This window comes from Streptococcus sp. SCPM-O-B-15294 (M123), from assembly GCF_058200455.1.
This window is the reverse complement of record NZ_JBYQGU010000013.1, coordinates 1-16032: the sequence shown is the minus strand read 5'-3', so window position 1 is coordinate 16032 and position 16032 is coordinate 1. Positions and strand designations below refer to the sequence as shown.

Below are 16032 nucleotides of genomic sequence, written 5' to 3'. Positions count from 1 at the left end.
GAGTCAATCATGAGTATTTTAGAGGTGAAAAATTTAAGCCACGGCTTTGGAGACCGGGCTATTTTTGAGGATGTGTCTTTCCGCTTGTTAAAGGGAGAGCATATCGGATTGGTAGGGGCCAATGGTGAAGGAAAATCCACCTTCATGAGCATCGTGACGGGCAAGATGCAACCTGACGAAGGGAAGGTTGAGTGGTCTAAGTATGTGACCGCTGGCTATCTTGACCAGCATGCTGTCCTAAAAGAAGGGCAAACGGTGCGTGATGTTTTACGGACAGCTTTCGACGAGCTCTTTAAAGCAGAGGCTCGCATCAATGACCTCTATATGGAAATGGCTGAAGATGGAGCGGATATGGATGCTCTCATGGAAGAAGTCGGAGAGCTCCAGGATCGGTTAGAGAGTCGGGATTTCTATACCTTGGATGCCAAGATTGATGAAGTAGCCCGGGCTCTTGGGGTCATGGACTTTGGTATGGAGACAGATGTGACTGCTCTTTCAGGTGGGCAGCGGACCAAGGTCCTTTTGGCTAAATTGCTTCTTGAAAAACCAGATATCCTTCTCTTGGATGAGCCAACCAACTACTTGGATGTGGAGCACATCGATTGGCTCAAACGCTACTTGCAGAACTATGAAAATGCCTTTGTCCTCATTTCCCACGATATTCCTTTCTTGAATGATGTAATCAACATCGTCTACCATGTGGAAAATCAACAGTTGACCCGCTATTCCGGAGACTACTACCAATTCCTTGAAGTCTATGAAATGAAGAAATCGCAATTGGAAGCGGCTTATGAGCGCCAGCAAAAAGAGATTGCTGATTTGAAAGATTTCGTAGCCCGCAATAAGGCGCGTGTGGCTACACGGAATATGGCTATGTCTCGTCAGAAGAAGCTGGACAAAATGGAACTCATTGAGTTGCAAAGTGAGAAACCAAAGCCATCCTTTGAATTTAAAAATGCCCGGACTCCAGGTCGCTTCATCTTCCAGGCCAAGGATCTCCAAATCGGGTATGATCGTCCTTTGACCAAGCCTTTGAACCTAACCTTTGAACGCAATCAAAAGGTAGCCATCATCGGAGCTAACGGGATCGGGAAAACCACTCTCTTAAAGAGCTTGCTGGGAATCATCCCACCGATTGCTGGAGAAGTCGAGCGGGGAGATTACCTAGAACTTGGCTACTTTGAGCAAGAGGTCGAAGGGGGCAATCGTCAGACACCGCTAGAGGCAGTTTGGAATGCCTTTCCAGCTCTCAACCAAGCAGAAGTCCGTGCAGCCCTTGCTCGCTGTGGTTTGACCACCAAACATATCGAGAGTCAAATTCAGGTACTATCTGGTGGGGAGCAAGCCAAGGTACGTTTTTGTCTTTTGATGAACCGTGAAAACAATGTCTTGGTCTTGGACGAACCAACCAACCACTTGGATGTAGATGCCAAAGATGAGTTGAAACGGGCCCTTAAGGAATACAAGGGATCAATCCTCATGGTTTGCCACGAGCCAGACTTCTATGAAGGCTGGATGGACCAAATCTGGGACTTTAATGAATTGACGTAAACACAAAAAGAGAACCGTTTGGTTCTCTTTTGCTTATTTCTTGAAATCGTAGTCTTTTATGATTTCCATTTTTTCAATTTTGACATCTTCTTTTGGTTTGTCTTTGTCGTCTGTTTCAACTTCGGCGATTTTGTCGACTACATCCATGCCGTCGATGACTTGTCCAAAGACAGTGTAGTTCCCACCATCAAGGGTAGGGTTTCCACCATTCTTATAGGCTTCAATGATTTTAGCAGGGAAGCGCTCAGTTGGAAGCTTGCTGGACCAGTCTTCTTTATTTTGGTTAATATAGAATTGGCTACCATTTGTATTTGGTCCAGAATTGGCCATGGCTAAAGCACCACGAAGATTGTAGAGGTAAGGAGAGTATTCATTTTCAAAGCCTGCTCCTGAATCTTTAGAGGTATCTTTTCCTTTCCAAATGGATTCGCCACCTGTACCATCTCCTTTAGGATCTCCTGTTTGGACCATAAAGTTATTAATCACGCGGTGGAAGAGGAGGCCATTATAATAGCCATCCTTAGCGTGGGTTAAGAAATTCTCAACGGCTAAAGGTGCGTATTTCGGAAAGAGCTTAACGGTAATGTCCCCTTTGTTGGTCGTGATTTTCACGACAGCTTCATCTTCAGCAACTTCGTTAGGGAGCTGAGGAAAGACCGCATTTTCATTGGTCATCGCATCTTGGATATCCTTACGAAGCTGATCTAATTTCTTTTGTTCACTAGCATCTACGCTAGAAGTAGTTGTTTGCTTAGTTTCTGAAGCCGAGCTAGAGGATGTCTTTGTATCTGATTGATTAGAGCCACATCCTGCCAAAGCTAAACCGGAAAATACAAGTAGGGCAATTAATTTTTTCATATTAATCCTTTCAACACATTAGTCTATCTTCTATTGTACCTTAATTTTCCATTTGATTCAAATCTAGTCTTGGGATGAGGCGATATGTAGCTTGCGGGCCTATGAAAAATAAGGTATGATGGGAGGTGAACTTTTAATATCTATCCAACATTATCTGTATGGGATAGCATATACGAGGAAAAAACATACAGCTGTGTAATTGACTATACAAAAAGGAAATTATCATAAATGAAACAACCACGTAAATTCTACATTTACTCTAGAAGTTCACTGTATTTTTTGATCTTTTTGGTAGTGTCGATGTTTATCGCTATCATCCAATTACTGATTGAAGAGAATTTTTTTGAAAACCTAAAAGTCTTACTAGCTATTTTTTCTCTTCTAGTGACAGTTGGATGGATTGCTTTTTCATCAATGGGAAGAATAGAGATTAGGAACTCAGAAATAGTGGTCGATCGCAATTTCAAGCGCTATCGCCTAGACCCATTCACCATTGTGGTCCGTTTGGGAGAAAAGAATACGTCTCGAGGGATCACCAATTATCCAATTTATGTGGAAGGAAAAGTCATAGGCAATGGGACTTCTGATCGTTCAGTTACACTTAAATTCCTTGGTACCAAACGAAAAAATAAAGAATTACTGAAGTATTACCAAGAGCATCTTCAAGCTCAAGTAGAAGCAAATAAAGCTCTTGAGCAGGAGCTCATGGAAGTGGACTTTGAACAAATTGTGTTAGCATCGAAGGAGCGACAACAGTTCCCTTTACGCGATTTGGTCGAATTCGGTGCAGATCAAGGTGATCTAGAAAAAACAGTATTTTATCATCCTAAAGAGAATAAGCTCTATGTCGGAAAAAGTGTTCCATTTCCCATTATCTTTACTCCGAGCACGGTACTTTTTTATGGCATTTATCTATTAACAGATCGAGTATCCTTTCATGGACTTATCCCACTAGTGCTATCGTTTGGATTGATGCTTGTCATCGCTATATGGCAATTGCAACACAGAAGGCAGAAGTACACAGTGAATGTCATTCCTTATGAAATGCCTGAGCATTATTTTAAAGTACAGAAGTCAAATGGAATTAAAACCTATTTGCTAATTCTTGTCTTTGGGCTCATCACCTTAGGATTATCCATCTTATATCTCACCATCGGAAGCTTTCTGTTATTGTTTATAAGTTTTTTGATGTGGTATCTCTTTGTTGTATTAACATTATGTGGCCAATTCAAGAAAACACATTATTTAAAAATTTTGGAAAAGAAATAGTTTCCTTAGTTCTTTAGCATTTGTCACCCATTAGGGTGATTTCTTTTTGGCCTAAATCACTAACTAAGAAGGAGGTTGCGTATAGGGATGAAATCGGGTATGATGGAAGATAAGTTGTTTAGTTTATGAAAGAAACGATTGGTTTTGTAGAGGAAAAGAATGAAAAAATGCTTAAATAGTAAAATGGCAGGAATTCTATTAAGTTTGTTACTTATTTTAGGGTGTGTTTTCGTATTGGTTCATCCTAAATCGAATCAGCACAAGAAAACTGAACCTGCTTCAACATATGTAGAGTCAGGGAATATTAAGAATGTTTCATACTGGGGCGATCATAACGAATATATTCTAGCTAAAGATTTCCATTTTGTAGGGAATCGTTATTTGCTTACTTTTGAATTTTATACTAATAAAAATGGAGATAAAGGGGGAAATTATACTGGCTTTTTAGCTTATGATGCTAAAAATAATTTGAAAGAAAATAAAGTAGAGGTTTTGAAAGAAATCCGAAAAAAATATCCCAAAGCTTATTTGGCAAGAGAAGGAAGTAACTACGGTATTATAAACAGGAATGGAAAAAATTTGGTTTGGATGAGATTCTTTAAAGCTCCTATGTCCGAAGAATATGATGAAATTTTTTACGATTTAGATAAACAAATGTTTGTTCAGGAAGATAGAATAAATAGTGACTATTTACAAATTGATTCAATTGTAATTTCTTATACAAATTTAGCTGGTATTGTAGTTGATGAAACGGGTTATAATATTGGTTCAGGGATTCGTCGTAATAGGTATTCGAAAATAAATAAGGATGATCTAAATATTTTTAAAGAACATCCTGAATTGAAAGAAAAGCTTTCAAAGGAAGGTTATATTTTATACCCACGTCAAGACTCTATTTCTAATGCTGAGTATTTTGATCAACTACTTCACTGGTTTGCTCCTACCGGTCAAGATCAAATCTCTGGAGTAAAGATAGATGCATACTACTCAAAGGATGGTCAAGAGCATGAAATTCATTCTTATGAAGAGTTTAAACAATACTACAATGGAAAAGGTGGCGAATTACAGAACCGAATCTAGCCACATTGAAAACAGGAATAGAAAAGAGTGATTTGTATGAATTATTACCAAATGCGAAAAAACTATAGACTCTATATTAGATTTGCAGGCGTCTTGGCTATGCTTTTGATTATTTGCATTGGGTTCGTGGTCAGAGATACTCTTCTTCAGACTCCTGGCCTCTTATTGGTCCTTGCAGGCTTGTTTTTATTTATCCACTTGCTCAAGAAGAGCTATACCAACAAGTGCAACACCTTGCTTCATGTAGACTTAGATTTAGCTTTTTGGCAGCAATACCTTCAGTTGAACAAGAAGGTGAAAAAGCCCATTTTACAGATAGATATGAAGCTGACATCAGTTGCCTATTCTTTTATGATGGGAGATTTCGATACTGTCATAAAAGAAGCTAGGGAAGCACTCAGCCAGAAGGAACTACCACAGAAATATAAGAACTTTTTTGAGAGTTATCTTATTCGTTCGATCGTCCTGACAGATCCTGATTTGTCTAGAGAAGAGCTAGAGGCTCGATTAAATGAATTGACCATTACAGACCCTGTACTGGCTGAGAAAACTAAAAAGGTCTGTCTCGCTCTTTATGATTTAACCATTGCCCACCAAAGTAATGATTATTTCGAAGATTTAAGCAATGATTTCAAGTACCAACAGTTAGAAATGATCTACTACCAAGCCTTGAATGCTACTCTTAAAGGCGATAAATCTAGAGCGGAAGAGCTCTTTCGTAAGTTGGTTTCAGAAGATGAGTCGCTCTATATCGTTCAAAAGGCGCAACAATACTTGAAGGATGAAGGGAATTATCTGTAAATCCTCCAATCAAAACAGGATTTTTCCAAATGAAGGTATAAATAATTCAAGAAAGATAGGATTAAAATGGAGAAACAGATGACAACTATTTCAGATATACTAGAAAAATTTTATGCAGATCACGAGGTGAAACCTTATATTTCGCCTGAGAGAGACTTGAAAGCTTGGTTGTTGGATCCAAAGCCTGTTTCTAAACGAAACATGGAGTTGCTTCAAGATGGCTTGCTTGCAGGGGATATTATTCTCTTGTGGCGGATCCATTTTGGAACATTTACGACGGAGACTTGGTTTCCTAAGTACTTCGAATACACTTATGGGATTCATGCGCCGGAACATTTGAAAGCTTTGGTAGATAAGGGGTATGCTGTTATCGAATCGGCTTTTGATTCGCTGGACCATATCAATGCGACCATGAAAAAAGCCATTCTCAAAAAGAAGGGAGTCACGGGCTTGTCCAAGATGAAAGCAGCCGATTTGAACCAAGCTTTGGCGGATCACTTTACCGAAGAAGAGTTGGCACAAGAGTTCACAGTTCGGGGCTATCAGTTGACAGAAAAGGGAAAACAAGCGCTGAAAGAGCATCAAGCCATCATCGACCGCCACCCAAAGAAAAATCTATAAGTAACAGTGCCTGTGAGGTACTGTTTTTTGTTGTTGCTTTCGCAGATGAGAGAAAAGGATTTTACTAGAGAACTAGTCTAGAAATGTGGTATAATAAAGGTTATGGCAAACAATAATCAATCAAAAAAAACACGGTCGACAAGACGACTGTCTAAAGCAGAAATAGAAAGAAAAAAAGCAATTCGCCGAATGATCATGACGATTGTCTTAACTCTCGTCTTCATTTTCGCCTTTTTACGATTAGGTGCCTTAGGTTTAGTGACCTACAACCTTATCCGTCTCTTGGTAGGTAGTCTGGCTTACGTCGCGATGACGGCTGTTATTGTCTACCTCTTCTTTTTCAAATGGATTGAGAAGCATGAGGGAACCTTGTCTGGCTTTTTAAGTCTTTTTGCAGGCTTGCTACTAATCTATCAAGCTTACTTTGTCTCCCTCTTGAAACTTGAAGGTTCTTCTTTCGGGCCAACCTTCTCACGTATCTTAGGGGACCTCGTGCACCTTCGCGTCTCTTCTTTTGCAGGAGGTGGTTTACTGGGTGCTATCTTGTACACGCCGATTGCCTTCTTGCTCTCGAACATCGGGACTTATTTCATTGGAGGACTCTTGATCGTATTAGGACTTCTCTTGATGAGTTCTTATTCGGTTTATGACTTGTATGAGCAGGCTGTCGCAGCTTTTCACTCCTTTATGGAAAAACGAGAAATTCGTCGCCAAGAGCGCTTTGTCGAGCGTGAAGAGAAGAAGGCCCTTCAAGCAGAAGCAGAGGAGGCTGCCCGCATCGATCAACTTGCAGAAGCTAGTCCCATGAGTACAGAAGGTTATCCTGTAGATCTTGAGACAGGTGAGGTCATGGAACCTGTGATCGAAGCAGAAGCGCCCGCAGAGGAGGCCTATCCTCAAATTTATCTACCAAATGAAGAGGAAGGCTATTCGGAAGAATGGTCGGACGACTACCCAGAAGAGCTTCCGGAAGCTGAAGAATTCGAGGACGATGGGGAAGAAGTTCAAGTGGATTTCACACCTAAGGAACTCCTCCAGTACAAGCTTCCAACCATTGATCTCTTCGCACCTGACAAGCCGAAAAATCAATCCAAAGAGAAAAACATCGTTCGCCAGAACATCCGCATTTTGGAAGAAACCTTTGCAAGCTTCAATATCAAGGCGACAGTGGAGCGGGCAGAAATCGGTCCTTCTGTTACCAAGTATGAGGTTAAGCCAGCTGTCGGTGTGCGGGTCAACCGCATCTCCAATCTAGCAGATGATTTGGCTTTGGCCCTAGCAGCCAAGGATGTGCGGATTGAAGCACCGATTCCAGGGAAGTCTTTGGTCGGGATTGAAGTTCCCAACTCAGAGATTGCGACCGTTTCCTTCCGTGAATTGTGGGAACAGTCCAAAACTGACCCGGCTAAACTCCTTGAGATTCCTCTTGGGAAGGCTGTAGATGGCTCGGCTAGGACCTTTGATTTGGCTCGGATGCCCCACCTCTTGGTAGCGGGTTCGACCGGATCTGGTAAGTCCGTCGCGGTCAATGGGATTATTTCGAGTATCTTGATGAAGGCTCGTCCGGACGAAGTCAAATTTATGATGGTCGATCCAAAGATGGTGGAGCTTTCTGTCTACAATGATATTCCTCACCTTTTGATCCCAGTTGTGACCAACCCACGCAAGGCCAGTCGGGCCCTACAAAAGGTCGTTGATGAGATGGAAAATCGCTACGAGCTCTTCTCGAAAGTAGGCGCTCGCAATATTGCTGGCTTTAATGCCAAGGTGGCTGAGTACAATGCCCAGTCTGAGATGAAGCAAGTGCCCCTTCCATTGATCGTGGTCATTGTCGATGAGCTGGCAGACTTGATGATGGTCGCAAGTAAAGAAGTGGAAGATGCCATTATTCGCCTCGGACAGAAGGCGCGTGCGGCGGGGATCCACATGATCTTGGCGACTCAACGACCATCGGTTGACGTTATCTCAGGTTTGATCAAGGCCAATGTGCCTTCCCGTGTCGCTTTTGCGGTATCATCCGGGACCGACTCACGGACCATCTTGGATGAAAATGGAGCGGAGAAATTGCTTGGTCGCGGAGACATGCTCTTTAAACCGATTGATGAAAATCATCCGATTCGTCTACAGGGATCCTTTATCTCAGATGACGATGTGGAGCGGATTGTCAACTTCGTCAAAGAGCAAGCTGAAGCGGATTATGATGATGCCTTCGATCCAGGTGAAGTATCTGAGTCAGACTTTGATGGAGGTATGGGTGGCTCAGACGAAGGCGATCCTCTCTTTGAAGAGGCAAAGGCGCTCGTGATTGAAACTCAAAAAGCCAGTGCTTCCATGATTCAGCGTCGCTTATCGGTTGGTTTTAACCGGGCCACTCGCCTCATGGAAGACTTGGAAGCAGCGGGTGTCATCGGACCAGCTGAAGGAACCAAGCCAAGAAAGGTCTTACAGACCAATTAATCTTTCTTTAAATGAAGAAGGAATGAGATATTTGACAATAGCAAAAACCTGCCTGTACAAGGGGCAGGTTTTGTTTACGATAAAAAAGAAAAGGACAGCAGATGCATCTCGATACCATTCACCACATTGCCATTATTGGCCACGATTATGATAAAACCAGAGAATTTTATGTAGACAAGTTAGGCTTTGAACCTTTAGACGAACACCATCGGCCAGAAAAGCAGGATATTCTCTTTAATATTCGAAAGGGAAACCTGACCTTGGAAATATTTATCAAACCAGATGCCCCAAAAAGACCCTTTCTCCCTCATCCAGAGCATACCGGTCTCCGTCATCTGGCTTTTAAAGTGGAAGATGTTCAAGCCTGTCTAGCAGAGTTTGACCAATTGGGAATTCCTCATACAGAGCTACGGGTGGATGATTTTGATGGGCGCAAAATGGCCTTCTTCTTTGATCCAGATGGCTTGCCTCTTGAACTTCACGAATAGATCTACACAATCTTCGGTCTCTAGTCCCAAGCCAGAAGACATTCTTTTTGCTAAACTAGATACAGAAAAAAGAAAGAAGAAAATATGGAAGAGAAGCGATATAGCGGGCTAACAAATGAGCAAGTCCAAAGCAGCATCAGAGAAGGAAAACAAAATCGAGTAACGATCACGGCAGAAAAGTCGACGAGAGAGATTATTTATTCAAATGTCTTTACCTATTTCAACCTGGTTTTTGGTATTCTAGCTATCTTATTGATACTAGTACGGTCTTGGAACAATATGTTATTTGTTCCCATTGTGGTCGTTAACTCCTTGATTGGGATTGTTCAAGAATTGCGGTCCCGTCGGATTTTGAATAAGATGCGCCTCCTTCAAGTGGAGAAAGCTCGAGTGATTCGTGAGGGAGAACGGCTGGACCTTCCTGTCGACCAGGTGGTAGAGGGGGATGTCGTCTTGTTCCAAGCAGGGGATCAGATCTATGCGGATGCCAAGGTTCTGGATGGCTCGATCATGGTCGATGAGTCTCAATTAACAGGTGAAGCAGATGAAATCCCTAAAGGTGAGAATCAGAAACTCATGTCAGGAAGTTTTGTCATCTCAGGTCAAGCAGTTGCCGTCTTGGAACAAGTAGGAGATGCGTCTTATATTAATCAGCTGAGTCTCTCCGCCAAGAAAGTCAAGGGACACGAAGAATCCGAAATGGTTCATGCGGTGGATGGTCTCGTCCGAATGATCGGAATGATTCTCATCCCGATTGGCTTGCTCTTGTTCTTGCAGAGCTATCTAGGAAATCAAGACTCCCTCAAAGTTAGCATCACCTCTATGGTCGGTGCCATCATTGGGATGATCCCAGAAGGACTCTACCTCTTAATGACCCTGGCCTTGGTGCTTGGAGCAACCCGTTTAGCCCTTCAAAAGGTCCTACTCAACAGTATGAAGGGGATTGAAACCCTATCTCGTATCGACGTCCTTTGTCTAGACAAGACGGGAACCATTACCGAACACAGGATGCAGGTGAGTGAGCTCCTCCCCTTGGCACTAGATGAAAAAGAAGGCAGAGAAATATTAAGTCACTATCTCCAAGCAAGTGAGGATCAGAATGATACTATCACGGCCATTCGGCAGTTTCACTCAGTTCAAGCAAGTGAAGTTTGGACCGTTCAAGATCGCCTTCCTTTTTCATCCAAGAAGAAATTTGGGGGCCTTCAGTTCCAAGAAGGGATTTACCTATTAGGGGCACCGGATGTTTTGCTTCGAGATGATCTCGATGCTTACCAAGAAGTCTGGCAGCGAGAGATTGAACGAGGGGCGCGTGTCCTTATTTTGGGGCATTACCAGGGGGAGCAATTGGCGGAAGTATTAGAAGCTCCAGTCCTTCCCCTTCTAGCCTTGGTCTTGGAGAATCCTGTACGGTCGACTGCCCCTGAAACTTTCGCCTATTTCCAAAAACAAGGGGTGACCATCAAGGTTATCTCAGGGGATCATCCTGTGACAGTTGCCGCCGTAGCTCAAAAAGCAGGTATTCCTGATGCAGATCAAGTGGTAGACGCCAGTCAGCTCAAGACATATGAGGAGGTAGTAGATGCAGCACGGACCTACACAGTGTTTGGACGAGTTAGTCCAGAACAAAAACAAATCCTCGTAGAGAGCCTGCAGGCGGATGGTCATAAGGTTGGAATGACAGGGGATGGGGTCAATGATATTCTTGCTATGAAAAAAGCTGATTGTAGTATTGCCATGAATACGGGCCACGATGCGACCAAAAAGGTGGCCCAGGTTGTGCTTTTAGATTCAGACTTCTCCCACATGCCTTCGATTGTAGATGAAGGCCGCCGAGTGGTCAACAATATTCAACGTTCGGCTAGTCTCTTTTTGGTTAAGAATATCTTTTCAATATTATTGGCTATTTTGGCCATTCTCTTTGCTTTCACTTATCCCATTCAGGCTTCTCAGATGTCCTTGATCAGTGGATTTACCATCGGAATCCCCGGTTTCTTACTGGCCTTGGAGAAGAATCGTTCCCGGATAGAAGGAGACTTTATTGAAACCGTGATAGAGCAGGCTCTTCCAGCTGCCTTGACCAATCTCATATCGGTCCTTTTTCTTGTGGTTCTGGGTCCTTTCCTTGGATTAAGTCAGGGAGATATTTCGACCATCTCGATTTACCTGCTAGCTTTGATTGGCTTTACAAAAGTATACCAACTCAGCCTTCCCTTCAATCATGTGAAATTGGGCATCATCCTTCTAAATGTAGCAGGATTTTGTCTGTCGGTCTTTGTATTTTCTTCCATTTTTAATCTCAGTCAGCTTCATCTGACTGGCTGGATCTTGACCCTTGTCCTAGGACTGGTCATGGAAGGGGTCTTATGGTTGGTGAATCGTCTTGTCTATACCTTGGTGACCCATCTGCATAAGTCCAGAAACAAATAAAAAAAAACGGTATTAGCTAAACCATCTTAGATCTAGTTAATACCGTTATTTTTTTATTAAAATCAGATAAAGAGACTAATCGTCATGATGAGGTATAGGAAGAAGGTAATGAGAAAACCTGCTCGCCAAAAGTACTTAAAAAATTTCGGATAGTAAAAGCTACGTCTCTTTTTCAAGAAATAGATAGTCAAGCCGATAGCTAAGAGGGACAAGGCCAATAACAATTGCGGCAACAAATTATGATAGTAGGCCGCATCTGAAATTAAATAGTATTCAAGCGCGAACAGAGGAAAAGCTAGATCGGCAAAATTCCAGCCATATCGACGCAGTTTAAAGACTCGAATAATAATCCCACTGAGAATCAGGGTCAAAAAAATAAATACAAGGGAAGCAACTTTTATTAACATACCTCCATTTTATCACAAAAGTAAAAAAAGTGTGATGGAAATGAAATTTTTTCTTGCATTCGGAAGAAAATAGTGTATAATAGAAAGGTATGCGCAGAGCATACTTGTGGGAGGTAAAAATCTGTAATTACCGCCAAAACCACAAAGGAGGATTTAAGAAATGGCTAAAAAAGTCGAAAAACTTGTAAAATTGCAAATCCCTGCTGGTAAAGCTACACCAGCTCCACCGGTTGGACCAGCACTTGGTCAAGCAGGTATCAACATCATGGGATTCACTAAAGAGTTTAACGCTCGTACAGCTGACCAAGCTGGTATGATTATCCCAGTTGTGATCACTGTTTATGAAGACAAATCATTTGATTTCGTTACAAAAACACCACCAGCTGCTGTTCTTTTGAAAAAAGCTGCAGGTGTTGAAAAAGGATCAGGTACACCTAACAAAACGAAAGTTGCAACAGTTACTCGTGCGCAAGTACAAGAAATTGCTGAAACTAAGATGCCAGATTTGAACGCTGCAAACATTGAGTCTGCAATGCGTATGATCGAAGGTACTGCTCGTTCTATGGGATTCACTGTTACTGACTAATTGTAACAATCCTATTTGCCCGCAATACACTTGATCATGAGACGAGTGACGTGGGAGATGAAAATCGATATGACCACATTACAAGGAGAAAGATAAAATGGCTAAAAAAAGCAAACAACTTCGTGCTGCACTTGAAAAAATCGACAGCACAAAAGCATACAGCGTAGAAGAAGCTGTAGCTCTTGCAAAAGAAACTAACTTTGCAAAATTTGACGCAACTGTAGAAGTTGCTTACAACTTGAACATCGACGTGAAAAAAGCTGACCAACAAATCCGTGGTGCAATGGTATTGCCAAACGGAACTGGTAAAACTGCTCGCGTTCTTGTATTTGCACGTGGTGCAAAAGCTGAAGAAGCAAAAGCTGCTGGTGCAGACTTCGTAGGTGAAGATGACCTTGTTGCTAAAATCAACGACGGTTGGTTGGACTTCGACGTTGTTATCGCTACACCTGACATGATGGCTCTTGTTGGACGTCTTGGACGTGTCCTTGGACCACGTAACTTGATGCCAAACCCTAAAACTGGTACTGTAACAATGGATGTTGCTAAAGCAGTTGAAGAGTCTAAAGGTGGTAAAATCACTTACCGTGCAGACCGTGCAGGTATCGTACAAGCAATCATCGGTAAAGTGTCATTTGACGCTGACAAATTGGTTGAAAACTTCAAAGCTTTCAACGATGTTATCCAAAAAGCAAAACCAGCTACAGCTAAAGGTACTTACGTAACTAGCTTGACTTTGACTACTACTCAAGGTCCTGGTATCAAAGTGGATGTTAACTCACTTTAATTAGAAATCAAAGCTACCTTCGGGTAGCTTTTTTTATTTCTTTGAATGCTTTCAAAACCGTTCTCCCTAATGATAAATTTGACTTATATTAAAACGCTTGCATAAGTACAGAAAAAAGGTATAATATAGTTGAAAATAAAAATTAAGGAGAATCAAATGATTTTTAAACGTTCAAACGGAGAATTCCGTGAAACTGATCGAGTGACTCGTTTCAAGTTGATCAAGTCAGGTAAGAACTGGTTGCGTGCAGCTACTTCAAACTTTGGTTTGCTCAAAGTGATCCGAGGTCAAGTCGAAGAGACTGTTGTTGCTGAGGTTCGTGAAGACGCTGTTTCTGCTAAGAACCGTCACTTCTTAAAAGGGATCGTAGTAGCAACGGCCCTTTTAAGTGCTACTACAGTTGCAACTACTACGTTTGCGGATGAAGTAGGAAACGAAGTTGTTTCTTCCTCTACAGCAGTGAGTGCTCCAGTCGTTTCACCTGAAGCAGCTCCATTAACTGAAGAAGGGTCGAAAGAAGTCTCAGTCCCTCAAAATGAAACTGCTACAGAAACAAAAGCTCAAGCAGCAAGTTCATCCCAAGTGGTCGAAAGTGCTGTAGCATCGGATGATAAAGCAATCTTGGAACAAAATGCTTCTGAGGCTGCCTTATTGAATCAAATAGCAGAAAAATATGCTTCCAACCATCAAAATGAAGAGCAGAAAGCTGCTATCAAAGAGGCTGTTGCAAAAGTTCAAGCTGAATTGCCAGCAAAAGAAACTTCGAGCAGTTCTGAAGTAAAACCACAATCATATGCTGAACAACGAGAACGCTTGAACAAGTCAGTAGATGATATGATGGCAACCTTGAAGGCTGCAGGTTTTAATGGGAATACAACTGTTAATGGTGCACCAGCAATCTCTGCTCAGTTAGATGCTCTTTCAACTTCAAACACCTTGACTGCCCCATCAGTTACTCCAACAATGGAGAATCCAAACGGTGCTTCCATTAATGACCCAGCATGGAACAATACAACTTATCAATTGGATCCAAATGCTGACCGCTATACCTATTCTATTTGGGATCTTCAAAACTGGCAAGGTCCGGCAAATCAAGGTGGCGTTACCTATAGCAATGGTGGCTATTATGTAACCTTCTCAGTAGATCGTTCTGCTGTCGGAACAACTCAGACACCAACTGTTCATGCTCGTTTGGTTGAAAAAGCTACTGGTAAAGAAGTCGAAACCTTGGATTTGACTGCCAAGTCAACTTTCCAATTTAAGACCTTGGTGAAAGAAAATCCTACTTATGCCCCTCAATTTGATTATACTACTGGGGAATCTTCGCAAATCCTAGGAACTTGGACCAATAACCGTGAAGCTGGTCCAACTTCTGATGATAAATATAAACACCATATTCTCCAAGTTCGTGATACGACCAAACCAGGAAATGTTGGGGAAACAAAACCAAATGTTCAAACAGTTATCCCAACGGAAAAAGTAACCCATACCACCTACTATAAAGTAGAGGGTACGAATGAAGAATTGGCTTCATACAGCCAGACTGGTATTGAAAGCCAAGACTACAAGGCATCGAATCCACGTTCATTTGAAGGCTACGAGTTTGTACGTACGGATGCTGAAAAAGATATGACGGGTTCTCTGGGTGGTGTAGGAGCTAAATACTTGGAACTCCAAGGTGGACGTGCTCACTACTACGTCAAACGGATTGTAGAGCAAGTCGATAAAGATGGAACATCTGTTGTTAAATTATATGCTTTAGACCCATCAAAAGTGGCATCGTATAATCCATCAACGGATGTAAATACGCTTGATTTAACCAACTATACATTGTTGTATACTTCAGATCCGGTTAAGCCAGGAGGTAAACCAACACCATCTGGAACAAAAGATGCATTAACTGATTTGGGATATGTTGATAGTAAGGATGGACAATACCATCTTCGTGTACAAACATATACGGATGGTGGAAATGGAAATGTGCGTTTGAGTGGTTGGTACAATAAGGCCACTGGGGATGCCTTTACAGCCTCACCACAGTTCTCAGCAGATGTCGATCCCGTTCGAAACAATACTTCCAACATCATTGGTGGGAACACCCCAGGGGATAAAGCGTCTGGATATAAATCATTCTTTAATAACTATTCTCTTCCATCCATTAAAGAAATTTCTACAGATGTAACGCACTATTACCGCAAATCAGATGTTACTGGTAATGTTTACGTTCATTATAAGGATACCGAGGGTAATGAGCTGAAAACTTCCGTCACAGATGAAGCAGCACAACCAATTAATAAGGCCTACGACACAGTCGTGGACAACCGTCCGCAAACAATCGAAAAAGATGGAAAGACCTACGAATTGGTACCAGCTGGTAACTACACAGTCGGTGAAGTAGATGATGAAGGTCACCTTAAGTCTTCTGATCCTACAACTGGTCTGGTTGCAAAAGAAGATAAGAATGTTACCTACATCTATAAGCTCAAAGAAGAGCCGAAGGGTAATGTCTATGTACACTATGTAGATACAGAAGGCAAGACCATCAAGTCAGATGTGACCGACGAAGATGCTCAACCAGTGGACAAGGACTACGATACAGTTGTAGATAATCGCCCACAAGAGATTACATTTGAAGGCGAGACTTATGAATTGGTTCCAGCCGGTACATACACTGTCGGTGAAGTAGATGATGAGGGC

13 protein-coding genes are annotated in these 16032 nt (G+C 42.0%); 11 read left to right on the top strand and 2 right to left on the bottom strand.

What is annotated here, in order from left to right; all coding sequences use genetic code 11:
* Window positions 1-9 precede the first annotated feature (9 nt).
* Window positions 10-1551, top strand: a complete 1542-nt coding sequence (locus tag AC3E8G_RS08275; protein WP_490677471.1) for an ABC-F family ATP-binding cassette domain-containing protein — start codon at window positions 10-12, stop codon at window positions 1549-1551.
* A gap of 33 nt (window positions 1552-1584) precedes the next feature.
* Here AC3E8G_RS08275 and AC3E8G_RS08270 read toward each other — a convergent pair whose 3' ends face one another.
* The gene (locus AC3E8G_RS08270; protein ID WP_490677470.1) at window positions 1585-2409 is read right to left on the bottom strand and encodes a peptidylprolyl isomerase; all 825 of its coding nucleotides are present in this window, start codon (window positions 2407-2409) and stop codon (window positions 1585-1587) included.
* 300 nt (window positions 2410-2709) lie between these two features.
* Here AC3E8G_RS08270 and AC3E8G_RS08265 point away from each other — a divergent pair, with 300 nt between their 5' ends.
* From AC3E8G_RS08265 to AC3E8G_RS08235, 7 genes are all read left to right on the top strand, one after another.
* Window positions 2710-3678 (top strand): hypothetical protein, encoded by a 969-nt coding sequence (locus AC3E8G_RS08265; RefSeq protein ID WP_490677469.1) that lies wholly within the window; start codon window positions 2710-2712, stop codon window positions 3676-3678.
* A gap of 159 nt (window positions 3679-3837) precedes the next feature.
* Window positions 3838-4758 (top strand): hypothetical protein, encoded by a 921-nt coding sequence (locus AC3E8G_RS08260; RefSeq protein ID WP_490677468.1) that lies wholly within the window; start codon window positions 3838-3840, stop codon window positions 4756-4758.
* A gap of 36 nt (window positions 4759-4794) precedes the next feature.
* On the top strand, window positions 4795-5559 hold the full coding sequence (locus tag AC3E8G_RS08255) for a hypothetical protein (RefSeq protein ID WP_490677467.1): 765 nt from the start codon (window positions 4795-4797) through the stop codon (window positions 5557-5559).
* 78 nt (window positions 5560-5637) lie between these two features.
* Window positions 5638-6180, top strand: coding sequence for a hypothetical protein (locus AC3E8G_RS08250; RefSeq protein ID WP_490677466.1), 543 nt, complete (start codon window positions 5638-5640; stop codon window positions 6178-6180).
* Between the two features lie 102 nt (window positions 6181-6282).
* Window positions 6283-8637 carry a DNA translocase FtsK gene (locus AC3E8G_RS08245; RefSeq protein WP_490677465.1) on the top strand — a complete coding sequence of 785 codons (2355 nt, stop codon included), beginning with the start codon at window positions 6283-6285 and terminating at the stop codon, window positions 8635-8637.
* Between the two features lie 101 nt (window positions 8638-8738).
* Entirely contained in the window at window positions 8739-9125 is a 387-nt protein-coding gene (gene gloA2 / locus AC3E8G_RS08240) for an SMU1112c/YaeR family gloxylase I-like metalloprotein (RefSeq protein ID WP_048689655.1), read from the top strand.
* A gap of 84 nt (window positions 9126-9209) precedes the next feature.
* Complete coding sequence (locus AC3E8G_RS08235) at window positions 9210-11555, top strand: HAD-IC family P-type ATPase (RefSeq protein WP_490677464.1); 2346 nt, start codon at window positions 9210-9212, stop codon at window positions 11553-11555.
* Between the two features lie 62 nt (window positions 11556-11617).
* Here the strand turns inward: AC3E8G_RS08235 and AC3E8G_RS08230 are convergent, their stop codons facing one another.
* On the bottom strand, window positions 11618-11962 hold the full coding sequence (locus tag AC3E8G_RS08230; RefSeq protein WP_006595849.1) for a DUF3397 family protein: 345 nt from the start codon (window positions 11960-11962) through the stop codon (window positions 11618-11620).
* A gap of 160 nt (window positions 11963-12122) precedes the next feature.
* On the opposite strand from AC3E8G_RS08230, the gene rplK reads away from it, so the two are divergent.
* The 3 genes from rplK to AC3E8G_RS08215 form a co-directional block, all read left to right on the top strand.
* On the top strand, window positions 12123-12548 hold the full coding sequence (rplK, locus tag AC3E8G_RS08225) for a 50S ribosomal protein L11 (protein ID WP_006595850.1): 426 nt from the start codon (window positions 12123-12125) through the stop codon (window positions 12546-12548).
* Window positions 12549-12645: 97 nt separating this feature from the next.
* Entirely contained in the window at window positions 12646-13335 is a 690-nt protein-coding gene (gene rplA, locus AC3E8G_RS08220) for a 50S ribosomal protein L1 (RefSeq protein WP_006595851.1), read from the top strand.
* A 156-nt stretch (window positions 13336-13491) separates the two neighbouring features.
* A partial coding sequence (locus AC3E8G_RS08215) for an accessory Sec-dependent serine-rich glycoprotein adhesin (RefSeq protein ID WP_490677463.1) occupies window positions 13492-16032 on the top strand: 2541 nt, incomplete at its 3' end.